The 15778-nt window shown below is 75.0% G+C and carries 15 protein-coding genes; 11 read left to right on the top strand and 4 right to left on the bottom strand.

All coding sequences use genetic code 11. From position 1 onward, the window contains the following. Nucleotides 1-4: 4 nt before the first annotated feature. Nucleotides 5-916, bottom strand: coding sequence for an SDR family NAD(P)-dependent oxidoreductase (locus tag BMZ50_RS15695; RefSeq protein ID WP_091326292.1), 912 nt, complete (start codon nt 914-916; stop codon nt 5-7). 137 nt (nt 917-1053) lie between these two features. Continuing rightward, nucleotides 1054-1962 (bottom strand): PaaX family transcriptional regulator, encoded by a 909-nt coding sequence (locus tag BMZ50_RS15690; protein WP_218146281.1) that lies wholly within the window; start codon nt 1960-1962, stop codon nt 1054-1056. Between the two features lie 199 nt (nt 1963-2161). Between BMZ50_RS15690 and BMZ50_RS15685 the strand changes: the two genes are divergently transcribed. The 4 genes from BMZ50_RS15685 to BMZ50_RS15670 all read left to right on the top strand — a co-directional run bounded on the left by BMZ50_RS15685 (nt 2162) and on the right by BMZ50_RS15670 (nt 7522). Continuing rightward, nucleotides 2162-3778: an AMP-binding protein gene (locus BMZ50_RS15685; protein WP_091326291.1), complete on the top strand. Its 1617-nt coding sequence runs from the start codon at nt 2162-2164 to the stop codon at nt 3776-3778. 47 nt (nt 3779-3825) lie between these two features. Then, nucleotides 3826-5364, top strand: a complete 1539-nt coding sequence (locus BMZ50_RS15680; RefSeq protein WP_091326289.1) for an aldehyde dehydrogenase family protein — start codon at nt 3826-3828, stop codon at nt 5362-5364. Next, nucleotides 5361-7019, top strand: a complete 1659-nt coding sequence (locus tag BMZ50_RS15675; protein WP_091326287.1) for a GMC family oxidoreductase — start codon at nt 5361-5363, stop codon at nt 7017-7019. Before BMZ50_RS15680 ends, BMZ50_RS15675 begins: the two co-directional genes overlap by 4 nt. Nucleotides 7020-7177: 158 nt before the next feature. Then, nucleotides 7178-7522, top strand: coding sequence for a nuclear transport factor 2 family protein (locus BMZ50_RS15670; protein WP_091326285.1), 345 nt, complete (start codon nt 7178-7180; stop codon nt 7520-7522). 43 nt (nt 7523-7565) lie between these two features. On the opposite strand, the gene BMZ50_RS15665 is transcribed toward BMZ50_RS15670, so the two are convergent. Next, nucleotides 7566-8882 carry an MFS transporter gene (locus BMZ50_RS15665; protein WP_091326402.1) on the bottom strand — a complete coding sequence of 439 codons (1317 nt, stop codon included), beginning with the start codon at nt 8880-8882 and terminating at the stop codon, nt 7566-7568. Nucleotides 8883-9186: 304 nt separating this feature from the next. Here BMZ50_RS15665 and BMZ50_RS15660 point away from each other — a divergent pair, with 304 nt between their 5' ends. Both BMZ50_RS15660 and BMZ50_RS15655 read left to right on the top strand, forming a co-directional pair. After that, nucleotides 9187-10764, top strand: coding sequence for a DEAD/DEAH box helicase (locus tag BMZ50_RS15660; protein ID WP_091326283.1), 1578 nt, complete (start codon nt 9187-9189; stop codon nt 10762-10764). Between the two features lie 146 nt (nt 10765-10910). Next, complete coding sequence (locus BMZ50_RS15655) at nt 10911-11399, top strand: hypothetical protein (RefSeq protein ID WP_245753672.1); 489 nt, start codon at nt 10911-10913, stop codon at nt 11397-11399. Nucleotides 11400-11411: 12 nt separating this feature from the next. Here BMZ50_RS15655 and BMZ50_RS15650 read toward each other — a convergent pair whose 3' ends face one another. Next, nucleotides 11412-11942 carry a helix-turn-helix domain-containing protein gene (locus BMZ50_RS15650; RefSeq protein ID WP_177212822.1) on the bottom strand — a complete coding sequence of 177 codons (531 nt, stop codon included), beginning with the start codon at nt 11940-11942 and terminating at the stop codon, nt 11412-11414. A gap of 56 nt (nt 11943-11998) precedes the next feature. Between BMZ50_RS15650 and BMZ50_RS15645 the strand changes: the two genes are divergently transcribed. From BMZ50_RS15645 to BMZ50_RS15625, 5 genes are all read left to right on the top strand, one after another. Further along, nucleotides 11999-12343, top strand: a complete 345-nt coding sequence (locus BMZ50_RS15645; protein WP_091326277.1) for a hypothetical protein — start codon at nt 11999-12001, stop codon at nt 12341-12343. 17 nt (nt 12344-12360) lie between these two features. Beyond that, entirely contained in the window at nt 12361-13281 is a 921-nt protein-coding gene (locus BMZ50_RS15640) for an alpha/beta hydrolase family protein (protein ID WP_177212821.1), read from the top strand. A 102-nt stretch (nt 13282-13383) separates the two neighbouring features. Next, nucleotides 13384-13872 (top strand): cupredoxin domain-containing protein, encoded by a 489-nt coding sequence (locus tag BMZ50_RS23755; protein WP_143087190.1) that lies wholly within the window; start codon nt 13384-13386, stop codon nt 13870-13872. After that, nucleotides 13869-14291, top strand: coding sequence for a hypothetical protein (locus BMZ50_RS15630; RefSeq protein WP_091326274.1), 423 nt, complete (start codon nt 13869-13871; stop codon nt 14289-14291). Before BMZ50_RS23755 ends, BMZ50_RS15630 begins: the two co-directional genes overlap by 4 nt. A 70-nt stretch (nt 14292-14361) precedes the next feature. Continuing rightward, complete coding sequence (locus tag BMZ50_RS15625) at nt 14362-15717, top strand: RNA-guided endonuclease InsQ/TnpB family protein (RefSeq protein ID WP_177212820.1); 1356 nt, start codon at nt 14362-14364, stop codon at nt 15715-15717. The last annotated feature ends 61 nt before the right edge of the window (nt 15718-15778 follow it).

Genomic DNA, 15778 nt, shown 5'->3' with positions numbered 1-15778 from the left:
GCGGTCACTTCCCCTCGGGGACGCCGGGGACGGTGTCCGGCTTGAACGCCTGCAGGTGCGGCTGGAAGGTGGTCGGGAACGCCTCGGCCAGCGCGTCGGCGCTCCACCCGCCCTCGCGCACCTCGGCCACGACCTCGCTCGGGTGCGACCAGATGGCGATGCGGTCGCCGCCGGCGCCGATGGCCTGGCCGGTGATGCCGGCGGCCTCGTCGGAGGCGAGGAAGACCACGAGCCCGGCGACGTCGTCGGGGGTGCCCAGGCCGGTGGCCCGCACCTCGGCCGGGATCGGCTCGCCGCGGTCGGCCTTCTCCACCAGCTCGGCCATGCCGGGGATGGTGGCGACCATGCGGGTCAGCGCGACCGGGATGACGGCGTTGACCGTGCTGCCGCTGCGCTCGAGCTCGGCGGCCCAGGTGCGGACCAGGCCGACGATGCCGGCCTTGGAGGCGGTGTAGCCGGTCTGCCCGAAGCTGGCCCGCTGCCCGGCCGGGGAGCCGATCAGGATGAGCCGGCCGTTGCCGCCCTGCTCCTTGAACTGCTTGGCGGCGGCGCGGCCGCAGGTGAAGGTGCCGCGCAGGTGGGTCTGGACGACGAGGTCGAAGTCGGCGTCCTCCATCTTCAGCAGCGAGCGGTCCCGCAGCACCCCGGCGTTGGTGACCATGATGTCCAGCCGGCCGAACTCCTCGACCGCCTTGGCGACGATCGCGTCGGCGGCCTCGGTGGAGCCGATGGCCGACCCCTCGGCGACGGCGGTGCCACCGGCGTTCTGGATCGCCTTGACCGTCTCCTCGGCGAGCTCGACATCGAGGTCGTTGACCACGACGGCGGCACCGGCCGCGGCGAGCGCCTTGGCGTAGGCCTGGCCGAGGCCGCGACCGGCCCCGGTGACGACGGCGACCTTGCCGTTCAGCTGCATGGGAGTCCTCTCGAGTGTGGAACCGGGCCGCAGGAGGTGTGCGCGAGGGACGCACCGGGACTCCTGCCCCTCCCGGCAAGTTATTCACTTTTGTGGCGAACGTCAACGCTGGGTCGCAGTCGACGGAAAGGCGCCGGTCAGGCCGGCTCGTCGTCCAGCGGGTCGAGCCGCTCGACCAGCCCGGCGGCGATGGCCGCCGCACCGGTCTCGTAACGGGTGCGCAGCCGCAGGGCGACGTGCTCTGCCCGCACGGCCGGCCAGTCCGCGGGGAGGTACTCGACCGGCAGGCCCGGATCGTGACGGGCCAGCAGGGTCCACTCGCCGAGCAGCCACAGCTGGCGGGCGAGGTCGTCGGGTGCGCCGGGGAGCGGGTCAGGACGGTCCCACCGGTCGAGGAACTGCTGGTACCCGCGGGCGATCGCCGGCACGTCCCAGGCGTCGTCGATCAGCTCCGCCACCTGGGTGGGCGCGGCGACCGACGCGCGGAAGACCTTCAGGTGGTCCAGCACGTCCAGCTGGTGCAGCAGCGCCTCGACGTCCACCCGCCGGGGCGCCACCCACAGCCCGTTCTGCAGCATGCCGAAGCCGGCCCACTGCAGCCGCGAGCGCAGCAGATGCCGGTCGGCGCGCCGGCTCTCCGGCAGGGAGAAGCCCAGCAGCGTCCACTGGCCGTCCCAGGTGCGGTTGACCGGCGACTGCCAGGCGCGCTCGCCGCCCTCGGCCAGCGCGGCCCGGATGCCGGGCGTGGGCGAGAGGTAGATGCGCTTGCCGCGGCGCCGGCGCTGCAGCGTGCCCCGGCGCAGCATCCGGCTGACCGTCGAGCGCGCGGCGTGCTCGCCGACGCCCACGCGGGAGAGCGCATCGATCAGGCCGACGGTCGGGACGGCGTCGGCGGGGTCGGCGAGGTGCACGCCGCAGAACATGAGCACGTGGGTCTGCGGGCGCACCGACGCCGGCGCGAGGGGGTCGACGTGCGGGACGGCCCCCGGCGCCGGGGTCGCGCCGGCGTCGGCGTCGCCGAACGGGGGGAACGCGGTGGTGGTCACGGCCGAGCACTCCCCGCGGTGCGTGCGGAACTGCTCGTCATGGCGGACTCCTGCCGTTCTCCGGGACCCTCGGCGCGGCGTGAGGTCCGCGCTCGCGTGCAACCCGCCTTCCGCCGGGCGGGCAGGAGGGCCTCCCGCCCGCGGGGACGTAGAGATCAAGATACGCAGATCGGTGACGAACGCCAGTAGTGTGCCTCTCATGGAGGAAAACCTGGCGACGATCCTCGAGACCGTGGCCGACGCGATGGGCGACGCTGTCGCCGTCGTGCAGGGCGACCGCGTGCGCACCTGGGCCGAGCTCGACGACCGCGCCGCCCGCCTCGCCGCCGCACTGTCCGAGCGCGGGGTGCGGGCGGGGTCGCGGGTCGGCGTCGGGTTGTGGAGCAGCGCGGAGTACGTCGAGACGGTGTTCGCCGTCTGCAAGCTGGGCGCGGTGCCGTTCAACGTCAACTACCGGTACCGCGCCGCGGAACTGCTGCACGTGCTGACCGACTCCGGCGCGGCGGGCCTGGTGTTCGACGCAACCACCGGCGCCGTCGTCGCCGAGGCGACCGGGCAACAGCCCACCGTCCGGGCGCTGCTGCGGGTCGGCCCCGCCGGGGACGCCGACCCGGTGGGCGAGGACCTCGAGGCCGTCCTCGCCGCGAGCCCCTCCCTCCCCCGCACCACTCGCCCGGACGGCGAGTGGCTGCTCTACACCGGCGGGACGACCGGCCGGCCCAAGGGCGTCCTCTCCCGGCAGTCGGCGGTGTTCTCCGTCAGCTGTGTGCCCAACGGCTTCGCGAAGTTCGGCATCCCCGCGCCCCGGACCCTCGGGGAGCTGGCCGAGCGGGTCCGCGAGTCCCGCGCCGAGCCCGACCGGCTGGTCCTGTTCACCCCGACCCCGCTCATGCACGGCACCGGCATCTACTCGACCCTCGGGGTGCTGGTCGCCGGCGGCCGGGTCGTCTTCCCCACCTCCCGGTCGTTCGACCCCGACGAGCTGGCCGCCGCCGTCGCCCGCCACCGGGTGACCGACGTGGTCATCGTCGGCGACGTCTTCGCCCGCCCCCTGGTCACCGCGCTCGACGCCGCCGCGGCGGCCGGGCGGCCGCACGACCTGTCGAGCCTGCGCCGGGTGGTGTCGGTCGGCGCCGTGTTCAGCGCCGAGAGCAAGGCGGCCCTGCTGCGGCACGCCGACGTCGACATCACCGACGTGGTCGTCGCCTCCGAGGGCGGCCCGTACGCCATGTCGCTGACCCGCCGCGGGGAGGTGGCCCCCACCTCGCGGTTCGTGCTGGCGCCCGGCGCGCGGCTGCTCGACGAGGAGGGGCGCGACGTCGAGCCGGGCTCCGGCCGGGTCGGCGTGCTCGCCGCCCCCGCCCCGGCCGAGGTGCACTACTCCGGTGACGCCGCGGCCAGCAGCGCGACGTTCCGCGACGTCGACGGAGTCCGCTACTCGGTGCCCGGCGACCTGGCCACCCTGGAGGACGACGGCACGCTGGTCTTCCGCGGCCGCGGCAGCCGGGTCGTCAACACCGGCGGGGAGAAGGTGCAGCCCGAGGAGGTCGAGGAGGTGATCCTCCGCCACCCCGCGGTGCGCGACGCGGTCGTGGTGGGCGTGCCCGACGAGCGGTTCGGCCAGCGGATCACCGCCGTCGTCGCCCTGGCCGCGGGCGCCCGGCTCACCGTCGAGGACGTGCGCGCGGCGGTCGGCGCGGAGCTGGCCGACTACAAGCGCCCGCGCGAGGTCGTGTTCGTGCCGGAGGTGCGGCGCTCCCCCGTCGGCAAGGCCGACCTCTCCTGGGCCGGGCGGGTGGCACGCGGGGAGGGCTGACCGCCAGCGCGGGCGGCCCCGGCTACCGGTGGGTAACCTGCGTCACCATGACGCTCGCCGAGCAGATGGACACCGTCACCGGGGCCGCCGCCGGCACCGTGGACCGGCACGCGACCACCGAGACCTTCGAGTCGACCGACCCCGCCACCGGCGCGGTCGTCGGCGTCTTCCCCGTGCACGACGCCGAGGCGGTGCGTGCCACCGTCGAGCACGCCCGCCCGGCCGCCGTGGCCTGGGCCGCGCTGGGCTTCGACGGGCGCAGGCAGCGGCTGAACGCCTACCGCGGCTACCTGGCCCGGCGGATGCACGAGCTGGCCGACCTCGTGCACCGCGAGAACGGCAAGCCGCACGCCGACGCGATCCTCGAGATCACCCTCGCCATCGACCACCTCGCCTGGGCCGGCGCGCACGCGCGCAAGACGCTGGGCCCGCGCAAGGTGTCCGCCGGGATGCTGGCGGCCAACCACGCCGCCTACCTCGAGTACCAGCCGCTGGGCGTGATCGGCGTGATCGGCCCGTGGAACTACCCGGTGTTCACGCCGATGGGCTCGATCGCCTACGCGCTGGCCGCCGGCAACGCCGTCGTCTTCAAGCCCTCGGAGCACACACCGGCCGTCGGTGCGTGGCTGGCCGCCGCGTGGCGGGCCGCCGTCCCCGACGCCGTCGACGCCTTCCAGGTCGTCACCGGCTTCGGTGACACCGGTGCCGCGCTGTGCCGCGCGGGCGTCGGCAAGCTGGCCTTCACCGGCTCGGCCCCGACCGGGCGCCGGGTCATGGCCGCCTGCGCCGAGACGCTCACCCCGGTGCTCATGGAACTCGGCGGCAAGGACGCGATGATCGTCGACGACGACGCCGACGTGGCCGCCGCCGCCGACGCCGCCGTGTGGGGCGCGATGAGCAACGCCGGGCAGACCTGCATCGGCATCGAGCGGGTCTACGCGACCGGCGCGGTCTACGACCGGTTCGTCACCGAGGTGACCGAGCGGGTGCGGGAGCTGCGGGCGGGGTCCGACGACGCGGCCACCTACGGGCCGATGACCATGCCGTCCCAGGCCGACGTCGTCCGCCGGCACGTGGCGGACGCCGTCGCCTCCGGTGGCCGCGTGCTCGCCGGCGGCACCGTGGAGGGCCGGTACGTGGCCCCCACCGTGCTGCTCGACGTCCCGGAGACCTCCGCCGCGGTGCGCGAGGAGACCTTCGGGCCGACGCTGACCATCAGCCGGGTGCGCGACGCCGAGGAGGCCCTCGCCCGCACCAACGCCAACCCGCACGGGCTGGCCGGGGCGGTGTTCTCCCGGTCCAGGGAGCGGGCGATGGACCTGGCCCGCCGCATGCGCAGCGGAATGACCTCGGTGAACTCGGTGCTCACCTTCGCCTCGGTGCCGGCGCTGCCCTTCGGGGGCGTGGGCGAGAGCGGCTTCGGCCGGATCCACGGCGAGGACGGGCTCAAGGAGTTCACCCGCGCCAAGGCCATCACCCGCCAGCGGGTGCCGCTGCCGGTGAACCTGATGAGCTTCCGGCGGCCCGCTGCGGCCGCCGACGCGCTCGCGCGCGTCATGGGTCTCGTGCACGGGCGGCACCGGTGAGCGCGGCGTCCCGCGGCCGAGACGGCCACGGCGGCTCCCCAGCGGAGGACCGCGAGGAGTTCGACGTCGTCGTCGTCGGCGCGGGGTCGGCCGGCTGCGCGCTGGCCGCCCGGCTGTCGGAGGACCCGGCGCTGCGGGTGCTGCTGCTGGAGGCCGGCGGCTCCGACGACGTCCTCGAGGTGAAGGTGCCCGCGGCGCTGTACAAGGTGTGGCGCACCCGGCGGGACTGGAACTACACGACCGAGCCGCAGCCCGGGCTGGGCGGCCGGCGGCTGTTCTGGCCGCGGGGCAAGCTGCTCGGCGGGTCCTCGTCGATCAACGCGATGATCTACATGCGCGGGGGGCGGTGCGACTACGACGAGTGGGCGCAGCTGACCGGCGACGAGTCGTGGTCCTACGAGCACGTCCTGCCGCTGTTCCGGCGGATGGAGGACAACGCCCGCGGCGCCGACCGCTTCCACGGTGTGGGCGGGCCGCTGCGGGTGGAGGACCCGCGCTCCCCGCACCCGTGGTCGCGGGCCGCCGTCCAGTCGGCGATCGCCGCCGGCCACCCGCGCAACGACGACTTCAACGGCGCCGCGCAGGAGGGCGCCGGCCTCTACCAGCTCACCCAGCGGCGCGGGCGGCGCTGGTCGGCCGCCGACGCCTACCTCCGCCCCGCCCTGGGCCGGCCCAACCTCACCGTCCGGACCGGCGCGCTGACCACCCGGGTGCTGGTCTCCGGCGGGCGGGCCACCGGGGTCGAGTACCGCCGGAGCGGGCGGGTGCACGTCGCGCACGCCGCCGCCGAGGTGGTCCTCGCCGGCGGGGCGGTCAACTCCCCGCAGCTGCTCATGCTCTCGGGCATCGGGCCGGGGGCGCACCTGCGCGAGGTCGGCGTGGACGTCGTGCACGACCTGCCCGGCGTCGGCGGCGGGCTGCAGGACCACCCGCTGGTGCCGACGATCTGGCACACCCGGTCCGGGAAGTCGCTGTTCCGCGCGGAGTCCCCCGCGGGCTACGCGCAGTGGTTCGCCGCCCGGCGCGGCCCGCTGTCGTCCAACCTGGCCGAGGCCGGGCTGTTCACCCGCTCGCGTCCCGACCTGCCCGCCCCCGACCTGCAGTACCACTTCCTGCCGGTCAAGTTCTGGCGGCAGGCCGAGGTCGACCCCGACGTCGATGCGTTCACCGCCGCCGCCGTGCTCGTGCACGTCCACTCCCGCGGCACGGTGCGGCTGCGCTCGGCCGACCCGACCTGGGCGCCGGCCATCGACGCCGGCTACCTCACCGACGAGCGGGACCTCGACGCGCTGGTGTGCGGCGTGGAGAAGGCGCGGGAGATCGCCGCGACCGGGCCGCTGGCCGCGGTGCTGGCCGAGGAGTGGTCGCCGGGCGGCACCGTGCGCGGCCGCGACGCGCTGCGGCAGTCGGTGAAGGACACCCTGGAGTCCCTCTACCACCCGGTCTCCTCCTGCCGGATGGGCGTGGACGAGGACGCGGTGGTCGACCCGCAGCTGCGGGTGCACGGGATCGAGGGCCTGCGGGTGGCCGACGCCTCGGTGATGCCGACGCTCGTGCGCGGCAACACCAACGCCCCGACGATGATGATCGCCGAGCGGGCGGCCGACCTCATCGCCGGCCGCAGCGTCGACCCCACCCTCACCCGCACCGCCTGAGGCGCCCGTCCCCTCCCTTCTGGGGTGTTCCTCGCGCTTCCGGGGTCCTGCAGGACTCCCCAGGCGCGAGGAACACCCCAGAAGGGGCTCCGGAGGGGCTGTCCACCGCCGGGCTTGCGGAGCATGCTCGGGCACCCCGCCCGGCATCAGGAGGAGCCATGGCCCGCAGCCCGCAGGAGATCTTCGCCGCACACGTGACCGCGATCGGGGCCGGCGACGTCGACGCGGTCGCCGCCGACTACGCCGAGGACGCCACGTTCATCACCCCGGCCGGCGTGGTGCGGGGCAGGGACGGCATCCGCCAGGCGTTCACCTCGCTGCTCGGCGACCTCCCCGACGCCCGCTGGGAGGTGCCCACCCAGGTCTTCGAGGGCGACGTGCTCTTCATCGAGTGGACGGCGGTCGCGGAGAAGGCCCGGGCCGAGGGCGTGGACACCTTCGTCTTCGGCGACGACGCGATCCGGGTGCAGACCGTGCGCTACACCCTCGAGCGCACCTCCTGACGCCCCGTCGCGGACGGCTCTCGCGACAACCGCCGGGAGGGGCTCAGCCGTGCGCCTGGGCGGCGGCGGCCTCCTCCGGGTCCGCGGGGTGCGCGGTGCCGACGGCGGCCGGCCGGCGGCGGATCGAGATCGACATGGCCGCGGCCAGGAAGCACAGCGCACCGGCGCCGAACCACGCCAGGTCGTAGGAGCCGGTGACGTCGCGGATGACCCCGCCCCCGAACGCGGCGACCGCCGAGCCGATCTGGTGGGCGGCGAACACCCAGCCGAACACGATCGGCGCGCGGGCGCCGAAGTGCTCCCGGCACAACGCCAGCGTGGGCGGCACGGTGGCCACCCAGTCCAGGCCGTAGAAGACGATGAACGCGATCATGCTGGCGTGCAGGTCCGGCCCGAACAGGGGCGGCAGCAGGAACAGCGAGAGCCCGCGCAGCCCGTAGTAGGCCAGCAGCAGCATCCGCGGGTCCACCCGGTCGGTGAGCCAGCCGGAGAGCACCGTCCCCACGATGTCGAAGACGCCCACGACCGCCAGCAGCCCCGCGGCGGTCGTCACCGGCATGCCGTGGTCGTGCGCGGCCGGGATGAAGTGCGGCTGCACCAGCCCGTTGGTGGAGACCCCGCAGATGAAGAAGCCGCCGGCCAGCAGCCAGAACGGCCGGCGGCGGGCGGCCTCGACCAGCCCGCGCAGCGCCGTCCGCGCCGCGCCGGTGCGCACCGGGTCGACGTCGTCGGCCGGGGTGCCGCCGTACGGGGCGACGCCGAGGTCCCGCGGCCGGTCCCGCAGCAGCCACAGCACCAGCGGGACGGCGGCGAGCGCGGCCGCCGTCGTGCCCAGCGACGCCGACCGCCACCCCCACTCCTCGTCCGCCCGCGCGACGAGGGGGAGGAACACCAGCTGCCCGGTCGCCCCGCCGGCGGTGAGGATGCCCGAGACCAGCCCGCGCCGGGCGACGAACCAGCGGCCGGTCACCGTGGCCACCAGGGACAGCGCCATCGATCCGGTGCCGAGCCCGACGAGCAGGCCCCACAGCAGCACCAGCTGCCAGCTGGCGGTCATGAACACGGTGAGTCCGCTGCCGGCCGCGGTGACCAGCAGCGCGGCGACGACCACCCGCCGGATGCCGAACCGCTCCATGAGCGCCGCCGCGAACGGCGCGGTCAGCCCGTAGAGCGCCATGTTCAGTGCGACGGCGGCCGAGATGACCGACACCGACCAGCCGAACTCGGCGCGCAGCGGCTCGATGAGCACCCCCGGCACCGCCCGGAACGCCGCGGCGCCGACCAGCGCCACGAACGTCACCGCCGCCACCCACCAGGCCGGGTGGATGCGGCGGGACGGCCGGGCGGGTGCGGGGAGCATCACCGGCCCAGGATGACCGACCGCCGGGCCGGTCGGTGCCGCCGGTGTGACCGGTCCCTCTCCCACCCCGGGGCACAACCGCGGCCCGCATCTGGTTGAGTCAGATGTACCGGCGCCGCCCTCCGCTCATCCGGAGCTGCAGGAATCGACGTCGGGCTGAGGCTGCGCCACCGAGGTGCGCCCGGCTGACCGACGTCTCGCCGACGATGCGAGCCCGCCCTGCCCATGCGCAGGTGTGCCGGCGCTCGCGCTCGCCGAGGTGCTCGTGCGGCCACTCGAGCGTCGAAGGACTCCATTGACCTCCATGAACAACTCCCCCGCCACCTCCGACGGGGGCACCCGCCGTCGTCGCGGCGGCCGCGGTCGGGGCACCCGCCCCGCCGGCGAGCAGCAGAACCAGCAGCAGACGCCCGCCACCGCGGCGCGGGCCGTCCCGGCCCCCGCCGTGGTCCCCGTCGGCAGTGACGCCACCGTCCTGCCGACCGACACCACCTTCAACGCCCTCGGCGTGCCCGCCCCCCTGGTCGAGGTCCTCGCGGCCAGCGGCATCGAGTCGCCGTTCCCCATCCAGGTCGCCACGCTCCCGGACAGCCTCTCCGGCCGGGACGTGCTCGGCCGTGGCCGCACCGGCTCGGGCAAGACCCTGGCCTTCAGCATCCCGCTGGTGGCCCGCCTGGCCGCCTCCGACAGCCGTCGGCAGGCCCGGCGCCCCCGGGCGCTGGTGCTCGTGCCGACCCGCGAGCTGGCCAACCAGGTGTTCGCCGTCGTCGACCCCCTGGCCCGCGCGCTGGGCATGAAGACCACCACCATCTTCGGCGGCGTCGGCCAGAACCCGCAGGTCCAGGCCCTGGCCGCGGGCGTCGACATCGTCATCGCCTGCCCCGGCCGGCTCGAGGACCTCATCGGCCAGGGGCACGCCGACCTGGGCGCGGTCGAGGTGACCATCCTCGATGAGGCCGACCACATGGCCGACCTCGGGTTCCTGCCCGGCGTCAAGCGGCTCATGGACCGCACCCCCAAGGTCGGCCAGCGCCTGCTGTTCTCCGCCACCCTGGACAACGGGGTCGACGTCCTCGTCAAGCGGTACCTGTCGAACCCGACGACGCACTCGGTCGACCCGGCCGTCGCGCCGGTCTCGACCATGACGCACCACGTGTTCCGGGTCGACGCCGCCGACAAGTCCGAGGTCGTGCGGCAGCTCGCCTCCGGGCTCGGCCGCAGCGTGCTGTTCACCCGCACCAAGCACCAGGCCAAGAAGCTGGCCAAGCAGCTGACCGCGGCCGGGATCCCGGCCGTCGACCTGCACGGCAACCTCAGCCAGAACGCCCGCGAGCGCAACCTCGAGGCGTTCAGCTCCGGCGAGTCGCGGGTGCTGTGCGCCACCGACATCGCAGCCCGCGGCATCCACGTGGATGACGTCGCACTCGTCGTGCACGTCGACCCGCCGGCAGAGCACAAGGCCTACCTGCACCGTTCCGGGCGCACCGCCCGCGCCGGCGCCGGCGGCATCGTCGTCACCATCGCCACGCCCGATCAGGCCGGCGAGGTGCGCACCCTGGCCCGCCAGGCGGGAATCACCCCGGAGGTCGCGGCGATCAAGCCGGGCGCCCGCGAGATCACCGCGCTCACCGGCCCCGCGGCGCCCTACGTCGAGCCGGCCCCGGCGCCCGCGCCCCAGCCACAGGGTCAGGGCGGCGGCCGGCGCCGCCGCGCGGCGAGCGGCGGGAGCGGCACGGCCGCGGCCGCTGCCGCGACCTCCGGCAACCGGGGCGGCTCGGGTCGGTCCGCGGGGCCGGCGCGCACCCGTGCCGAGCTGGCCGCGCGCGCCGGATCCCACTCGGCCGCGTCGTTCAGCGGTCGCTCCCGGCGCGGCGGTCGCTGACCGGCGGGGGCGGGCCCACTCCGGGCCCGCCCCGACCGGCGACGGTTGAGGTCGGGACGGGTGGGCACTGCAGCATCGTCCGGCGTCCGGTGTGAAGTCCGATCACCCCCCCGACGACCCCATCGAGGTGCACCATGCGTCTGCCCATGAGCCTGTCCGAGATCGGTCCCCGGGTCTCGGCCGGCGCGTTCATCCTCAACAGCGGCCTGGGCAAGCGCGCTGCCGACGAGCAGACCGCCGAAAGCCTGCAGAACTTCGCCGCCGGCACCTACCCGTTCGTGAAGAAGTTGCCGCCGCAGCAGTTCGTCAAGCTCCTGGCCTACACCGAGATCGGGATCGGTGCCGCGCTGCTGGCGCCGATCGTGCCCACCGCGGTGGCCGGTGCCATCCTCACCGTGTTCTCCGGCGGCCTGCTGGGGCTCTACCTCAACACCCCGGGCATGCGGAAGCCGGGCAGCCTGGCACCCACCCCGGAGGGGCTCGCCCTCGCCAAGGACGTGTGGCTGCTCGGCATCGGCGTCGGCCTGCTCACCTACGGCACCGTCGAGCGCGAGCCGCGGCAGGTCCGCAGGGCCGCCAAGACCCTCGCCAGGGCGAACAAGAGGGCGGTCCGGGCCGCCCGCCGGCGCTCCTGAACCCCGGCATCGTCAGCCGGGCAGGAACACCTGGCTGACGATGCGTCGCTTCCGCTCCCCGTCCGGCCCCCGCCCCGCGCGTGCGGTCAGCACCGCCCGCAGCTCGGTGACCAGCTCGGTGAACTCCTCGTCGCTGAGCCACAGCGCCAGCTGCCGGTAACCCACGCCGTCGCGGGCGAGGTCCAGCCGCTCCTCGCCGGCCGCGGCCGCGTAGCGGTCGAAGTCGGCCAGCAGCCCGGCGACGAAGGTGGCGAACGCCTGCCGGTGCTCGTCGGTGGACATCCCGGCCGCGCCGGTCGCGTCCACCGACGCAGCGGTGGGGACCAGCCGGTAGCTGCGTTCGGCCGCGCCACGCACCCGCCGCTCCCCCACCACCTCCAGCACGCCGGCGTCGGCGAGCACGCCCACATGGCGGTACAGCGTCGCCACCGGGACGTCGGGCAGCTCGGCCCGCAGGTCGGCGGTGGTCAGCGTCCGGTCCCCGAGGAACGCCTGCACGATCCGGAGCCGCACCGGGTGGAGCAAGAGGCCGGCCGTCGCCATCGACACTCTCCATTCTCATAGTTGACATTGGTCGCGACTTTGGTAATGATCATGTCATGGCGACGCTCCGCACGACACCCCAGACGCTCACCGTCTCCCTCAGCCGGGCCGAGAAGCTCCTCGGTCTGCTCCGCGACCTCGAGGTGCCCCGCTCGGCGGTGCGCGAGGTGACCGTGGTCCCCGACGGGCTGACCGCCACGCGCGGGCTGCGCGCCCCGGGGCTGGCGCTGCCCGGCGTCCGCCAGGTCGGCACGTGGCGGGGCCGCGGGGAGAAGACCCTGGTCTCCGTGCGCCGCGGGCAGCCCGCGGTCCGCGTGCGGCTGACCGGCCAGCGCTTCGACACCCTCCTCCTCGGCACCGACGACGCCGCCGCGGTCGCCGGCGAGCTCACCCGGGCCTGACCGTGCGGGAGCTGCCGATGCAGGTGCCCGGCGAGCCGCCGCTGGCCGGCACCCTCACCCTGCCCGACTCCCCCGGTCCGGTGCCGGCGGTCCTGCTCGCGGCCGGTTCGGGCCCGCTCGACCGCGACTCCAACCACCGCCGCGCCCGCATCGACGTCACCCGGCAGCTGGCCCACGCGCTGGCCGCGGGCGGGCTGGCCTCGCTGCGCTACGACAAGCGCGGCGTCGGCGAGTCGCCCGGTGACTGGCGCACCGCCGGCCTGCACGACAACGTCGATGACCTGGGCCGCGCCTTCGAGGCGCTCGCCGCGCGCCCGGAGATCGATCCCGACCGGCTCCTGCTCGCCGGGCACAGCGAGGGCGCGGTCCTGGCCACCGCGCTGGCCGCTCGGGGCGTGCCCGTCGCGGGCCTGGTGCTGCTGGCCGGCTCGGCCACGCCGGGCGAGGAGCTGCTGCGCTGGCAGGCCCGCCGGATCGCCCCCACGCTCCCGGCTCCGGTGCGCGGCCTGCTCCGGTTGCTGCGCATCGACCTGGAGAAGAAGGTGGCCGCCAACCACGCCCGGATCAAGGCGACGACGACCGACGTGGCCCGGATCGGGCTGCAGCGGCTCAACGCCCGCTGGACCCGCGAGTTCCTGGCCCACGACCCGCGCGCGGACCTGGCACGGGTGACCGCGCCGGTGCTCGCGCTGACCGGCGCCAAGGACCTGCAGGCCCGGCCGGAGGACCTCGAGGTGATCCGGGCGACCGTCCGCGGGCCGGTCGAGGTGCAGCGGGTGCCGGAGCTGAGCCATCTGCTGCGCCGGCAGCCCGGCCCGGCGTCGATGAAGGCCTACCGCGAGGAGCTGCGCCGTCCGGTGGACGCCGAACTGCGCTCCGCCGTGGTCGCGTGGTGCCGGAGAGTGACCAGCTGCGGGGAGCCTGTCAAGGACCTGTGAACCCCCTGGCAAGGGGTTCCACCCAGGTCCTGCAACCTTGCAGTATCTCGGCACGCGGTTTCCGCCACCGGGCGGTGCGACCGCCGGCCCCGAGGAGGTCCTGTGCCCGCTCCGACCATCTCCACGTCCCCTGGCCGCCGACGCACCGCCCGCCGCGGCGGCGCGCTCGTCCTCGCCCTCGCGCTCGGGTTCCTGGGCGCCTGCTCGGACGGCGGCGACTCCGCGTCCTCGGCTGCGACGAGCGAGGCCACCACCCCGGCCACCTCGGCGCCGGCCACGTCGGCGTCCCCGACCCAGGGCGCCGCCGAGAGCCAGACCATCACCGCCACCGAGGGCGAGATGTTCATCAGGCTCTCCGCGGACTCCTTCGCCCCCGGCACCTACTCCGTCGAGGTGACCAACGAGGGCAGCGCGACCCACGACCTCGTCGTCGAGCGGGACGGCCAGGAGGTCGCCGCGACCGACAGCATCGCCCCCGGCCAGTCGGCCACCCTGACGGTGACCCTCGAGCCCGGCGACTACGTCTTCTACTGCTCCATCGGGAACCACCGCGCGATGGGCATGGAGGCCCCGGTGACGGTGACGGCGTGAGCACCGGCACGGTCGTGCGCCGCCCGCGGTCCGGGGTGGCGATCGCGCTCCTGCGGCTGCTCGGAGCAGCGCTGCTGGCCGCGATCGCGCTCATCCACGGCTACCTCTGGCAGCAGGGGTACAGCGGCATCGAGGTGATCGGCCCGGCGTTCCTGGTGCAGACGGTCCTCGGCGCCGGCGGCGCGCTGCTCGTGCTGGTCGCCCCGCCCCGGCTCCTGCCGTGGGCGGCCGCGCTGGGGGTCGCGTTCGCGGCCGGCTCCCTCGCGGCCCTGGTCCTGTCGACCACCGTCGGCCTGTTCGGCTTCATCGAGACCACCTCGGCCACGCTGTGGTGGGAGTCGTTCTGGGCGGAGATCGCCGGCATCGTCGTCCTCGGCGCGCTCGCCGCGCTCACCGTCGGCCGGCGCACCGCCCGCTGAGCCCCCCTTACGGTGAAAGTGTGATGCGGGTTCCCTGAATCTGTCCGACCTGACCTGCACGATGGCCCGCGTGGGCCACGGTGCGGTGCGGGTGCGGCTGGACGTGACCGACGTCCAGGCTGGCATGTTGCTGCGCGCCGCGGGTGCCCGCCGGTTCGCGTGGAACTGGGCGGTGGCGAGGATCAAGGCGAACGCCGACCAGTGGCAGGCGGAGGCCAGCTACGGCGTCGAGAAGCCGGACCGGGTCCGGCCGTTGAGCTACTTCACCCTGGGCAAGCTGTGGACCGCTGAGCGGCCCGGGGTGGCGCCGTGGGCGGGTGAGCATTCGACGTGGACGTTCCGGTACGCGCTGCGCGACGCGGCCAACGCCCACCAGGCGTTCCTGGCCGGGCAGCGGCGGTTTCCGCGGTTCAAGGCCCGCCATCGGGACCGGGCGCGGTTCACCGTCCGCGACGGGCTGGCGCTGGAGGCCGGGCGGGTGCGGCTGGCGAAGTACGGCTGGGTGCGCATCGCCGCCTGCCCGCAGCAGGCGAAGCTGCGCCGGCTGTTGCGCCGTGGCCATGCGACCGTGCAGCACGTCACTGTGAGCCGGCACTCCGACGGCCGCTGGTACGCCACCGTGAACTACACGCGCGAGGTCCGTATCCCGGCCGAACAGCACGCGCCACCGGCCGGCCCGGTGGTCGGGGTGGACCGCGGGGTGAAGACCGCGGCCGTCGTCGCCACCGCGGACGGGCAGGTCGCCGCGCAGTTGCCGGCGTCGCGGGCGCTGCGCGACCGGCTGCGCCACGTCAAGCACCTGCAGCGGGCCGTCTCCCGGGCGCAGAGGGGTTCGGCGAACCGGCGCAAGGCCGTCGCCCGCCTCGGGAGAGCGCATGCGAAGGCGGCCTCGGTCCGGGCCGATGCGCTGCACCCGTTCACCGCAACCCTGGCCCGCGAGCACGGCGTCGTGGTCGTCGAGGACCTGACGACGAAGAACCTGATGGCCAACCGGTCCCTCGCGGCCGCGATCGGGGATCAGGGCTGGGCCGAGCTGGCCCGGCAGCTGGCCTACAAAGCGGCCCGCCACGGCGGGCAGCTCATCGTCGCGGACCGCTGGTTCGCGTCCTCGAAGACGTGCTCGGCGTGTGGTGCGGTGAGACCCAAGCTCACCCTCGCCGAGCGCACATTCCACTGCGGTGACGAGTCCTGCGGCCATGTGGCCGATCGGGACGTGAACGCCGCGGCCAACCTCGCCGCCTGGGGCGAGCACACGCTCGGGATCTGCCCGTGCGTGACCCGGGCCGGGGACCGCCACCCGGGCGGCCCGTCAGCCGAACCTGTTCGGCATGCCTGTGGAGGGTGGGTGTCAGCCGCGGCCGTCCCGGTCGCGGCGGTGCTGCCCGGTGAAGCAGGAACCAGCCGGCCACGCCTCGGCGTGGCGTAAGCACTGGACGCCCCGGCCAGGGGCGCTTGCGGGATGAATGCGATGGGCAGCCATCACACTT

Source organism: Geodermatophilus ruber, assembly GCF_900114385.1.
Lineage (GTDB): Bacteria > Actinomycetota > Actinomycetes > Mycobacteriales > Geodermatophilaceae > Geodermatophilus > Geodermatophilus ruber.
This window is presented reverse-complemented; position numbering and strand designations above follow the sequence as displayed.

Coding starts and splice junctions, on each gene's coding strand:
- BMZ50_RS15695 (WP_091326292.1), bottom strand. CDS start 916: ATGCAGCTGAACGGCAAGGTCGCCGTCGTCACCGGGGCCGGTCGCGGC.
- BMZ50_RS15685 (WP_091326291.1), top strand. CDS start 2,162: ATGGAGGAAAACCTGGCGACGATCCTCGAGACCGTGGCCGACGCGATG.
- BMZ50_RS15680 (WP_091326289.1), top strand. CDS start 3,826: ATGACGCTCGCCGAGCAGATGGACACCGTCACCGGGGCCGCCGCCGGC.
- BMZ50_RS15670 (WP_091326285.1), top strand. CDS start 7,178: ATGGCCCGCAGCCCGCAGGAGATCTTCGCCGCACACGTGACCGCGATC.
- BMZ50_RS15665 (WP_091326402.1), bottom strand. CDS start 8,882: ATGCTCCCCGCACCCGCCCGGCCGTCCCGCCGCATCCACCCGGCCTGG.
- BMZ50_RS15660 (WP_091326283.1), top strand. CDS start 9,187: ATGAACAACTCCCCCGCCACCTCCGACGGGGGCACCCGCCGTCGTCGC.
- BMZ50_RS15655 (WP_245753672.1), top strand. CDS start 10,911: ATGAGCCTGTCCGAGATCGGTCCCCGGGTCTCGGCCGGCGCGTTCATC.
- BMZ50_RS15650 (WP_177212822.1), bottom strand. CDS start 11,942: ATGGCGACGGCCGGCCTCTTGCTCCACCCGGTGCGGCTCCGGATCGTG.
- BMZ50_RS15645 (WP_091326277.1), top strand. CDS start 11,999: ATGGCGACGCTCCGCACGACACCCCAGACGCTCACCGTCTCCCTCAGC.
- BMZ50_RS15640 (WP_177212821.1), top strand. CDS start 12,361: ATGCAGGTGCCCGGCGAGCCGCCGCTGGCCGGCACCCTCACCCTGCCC.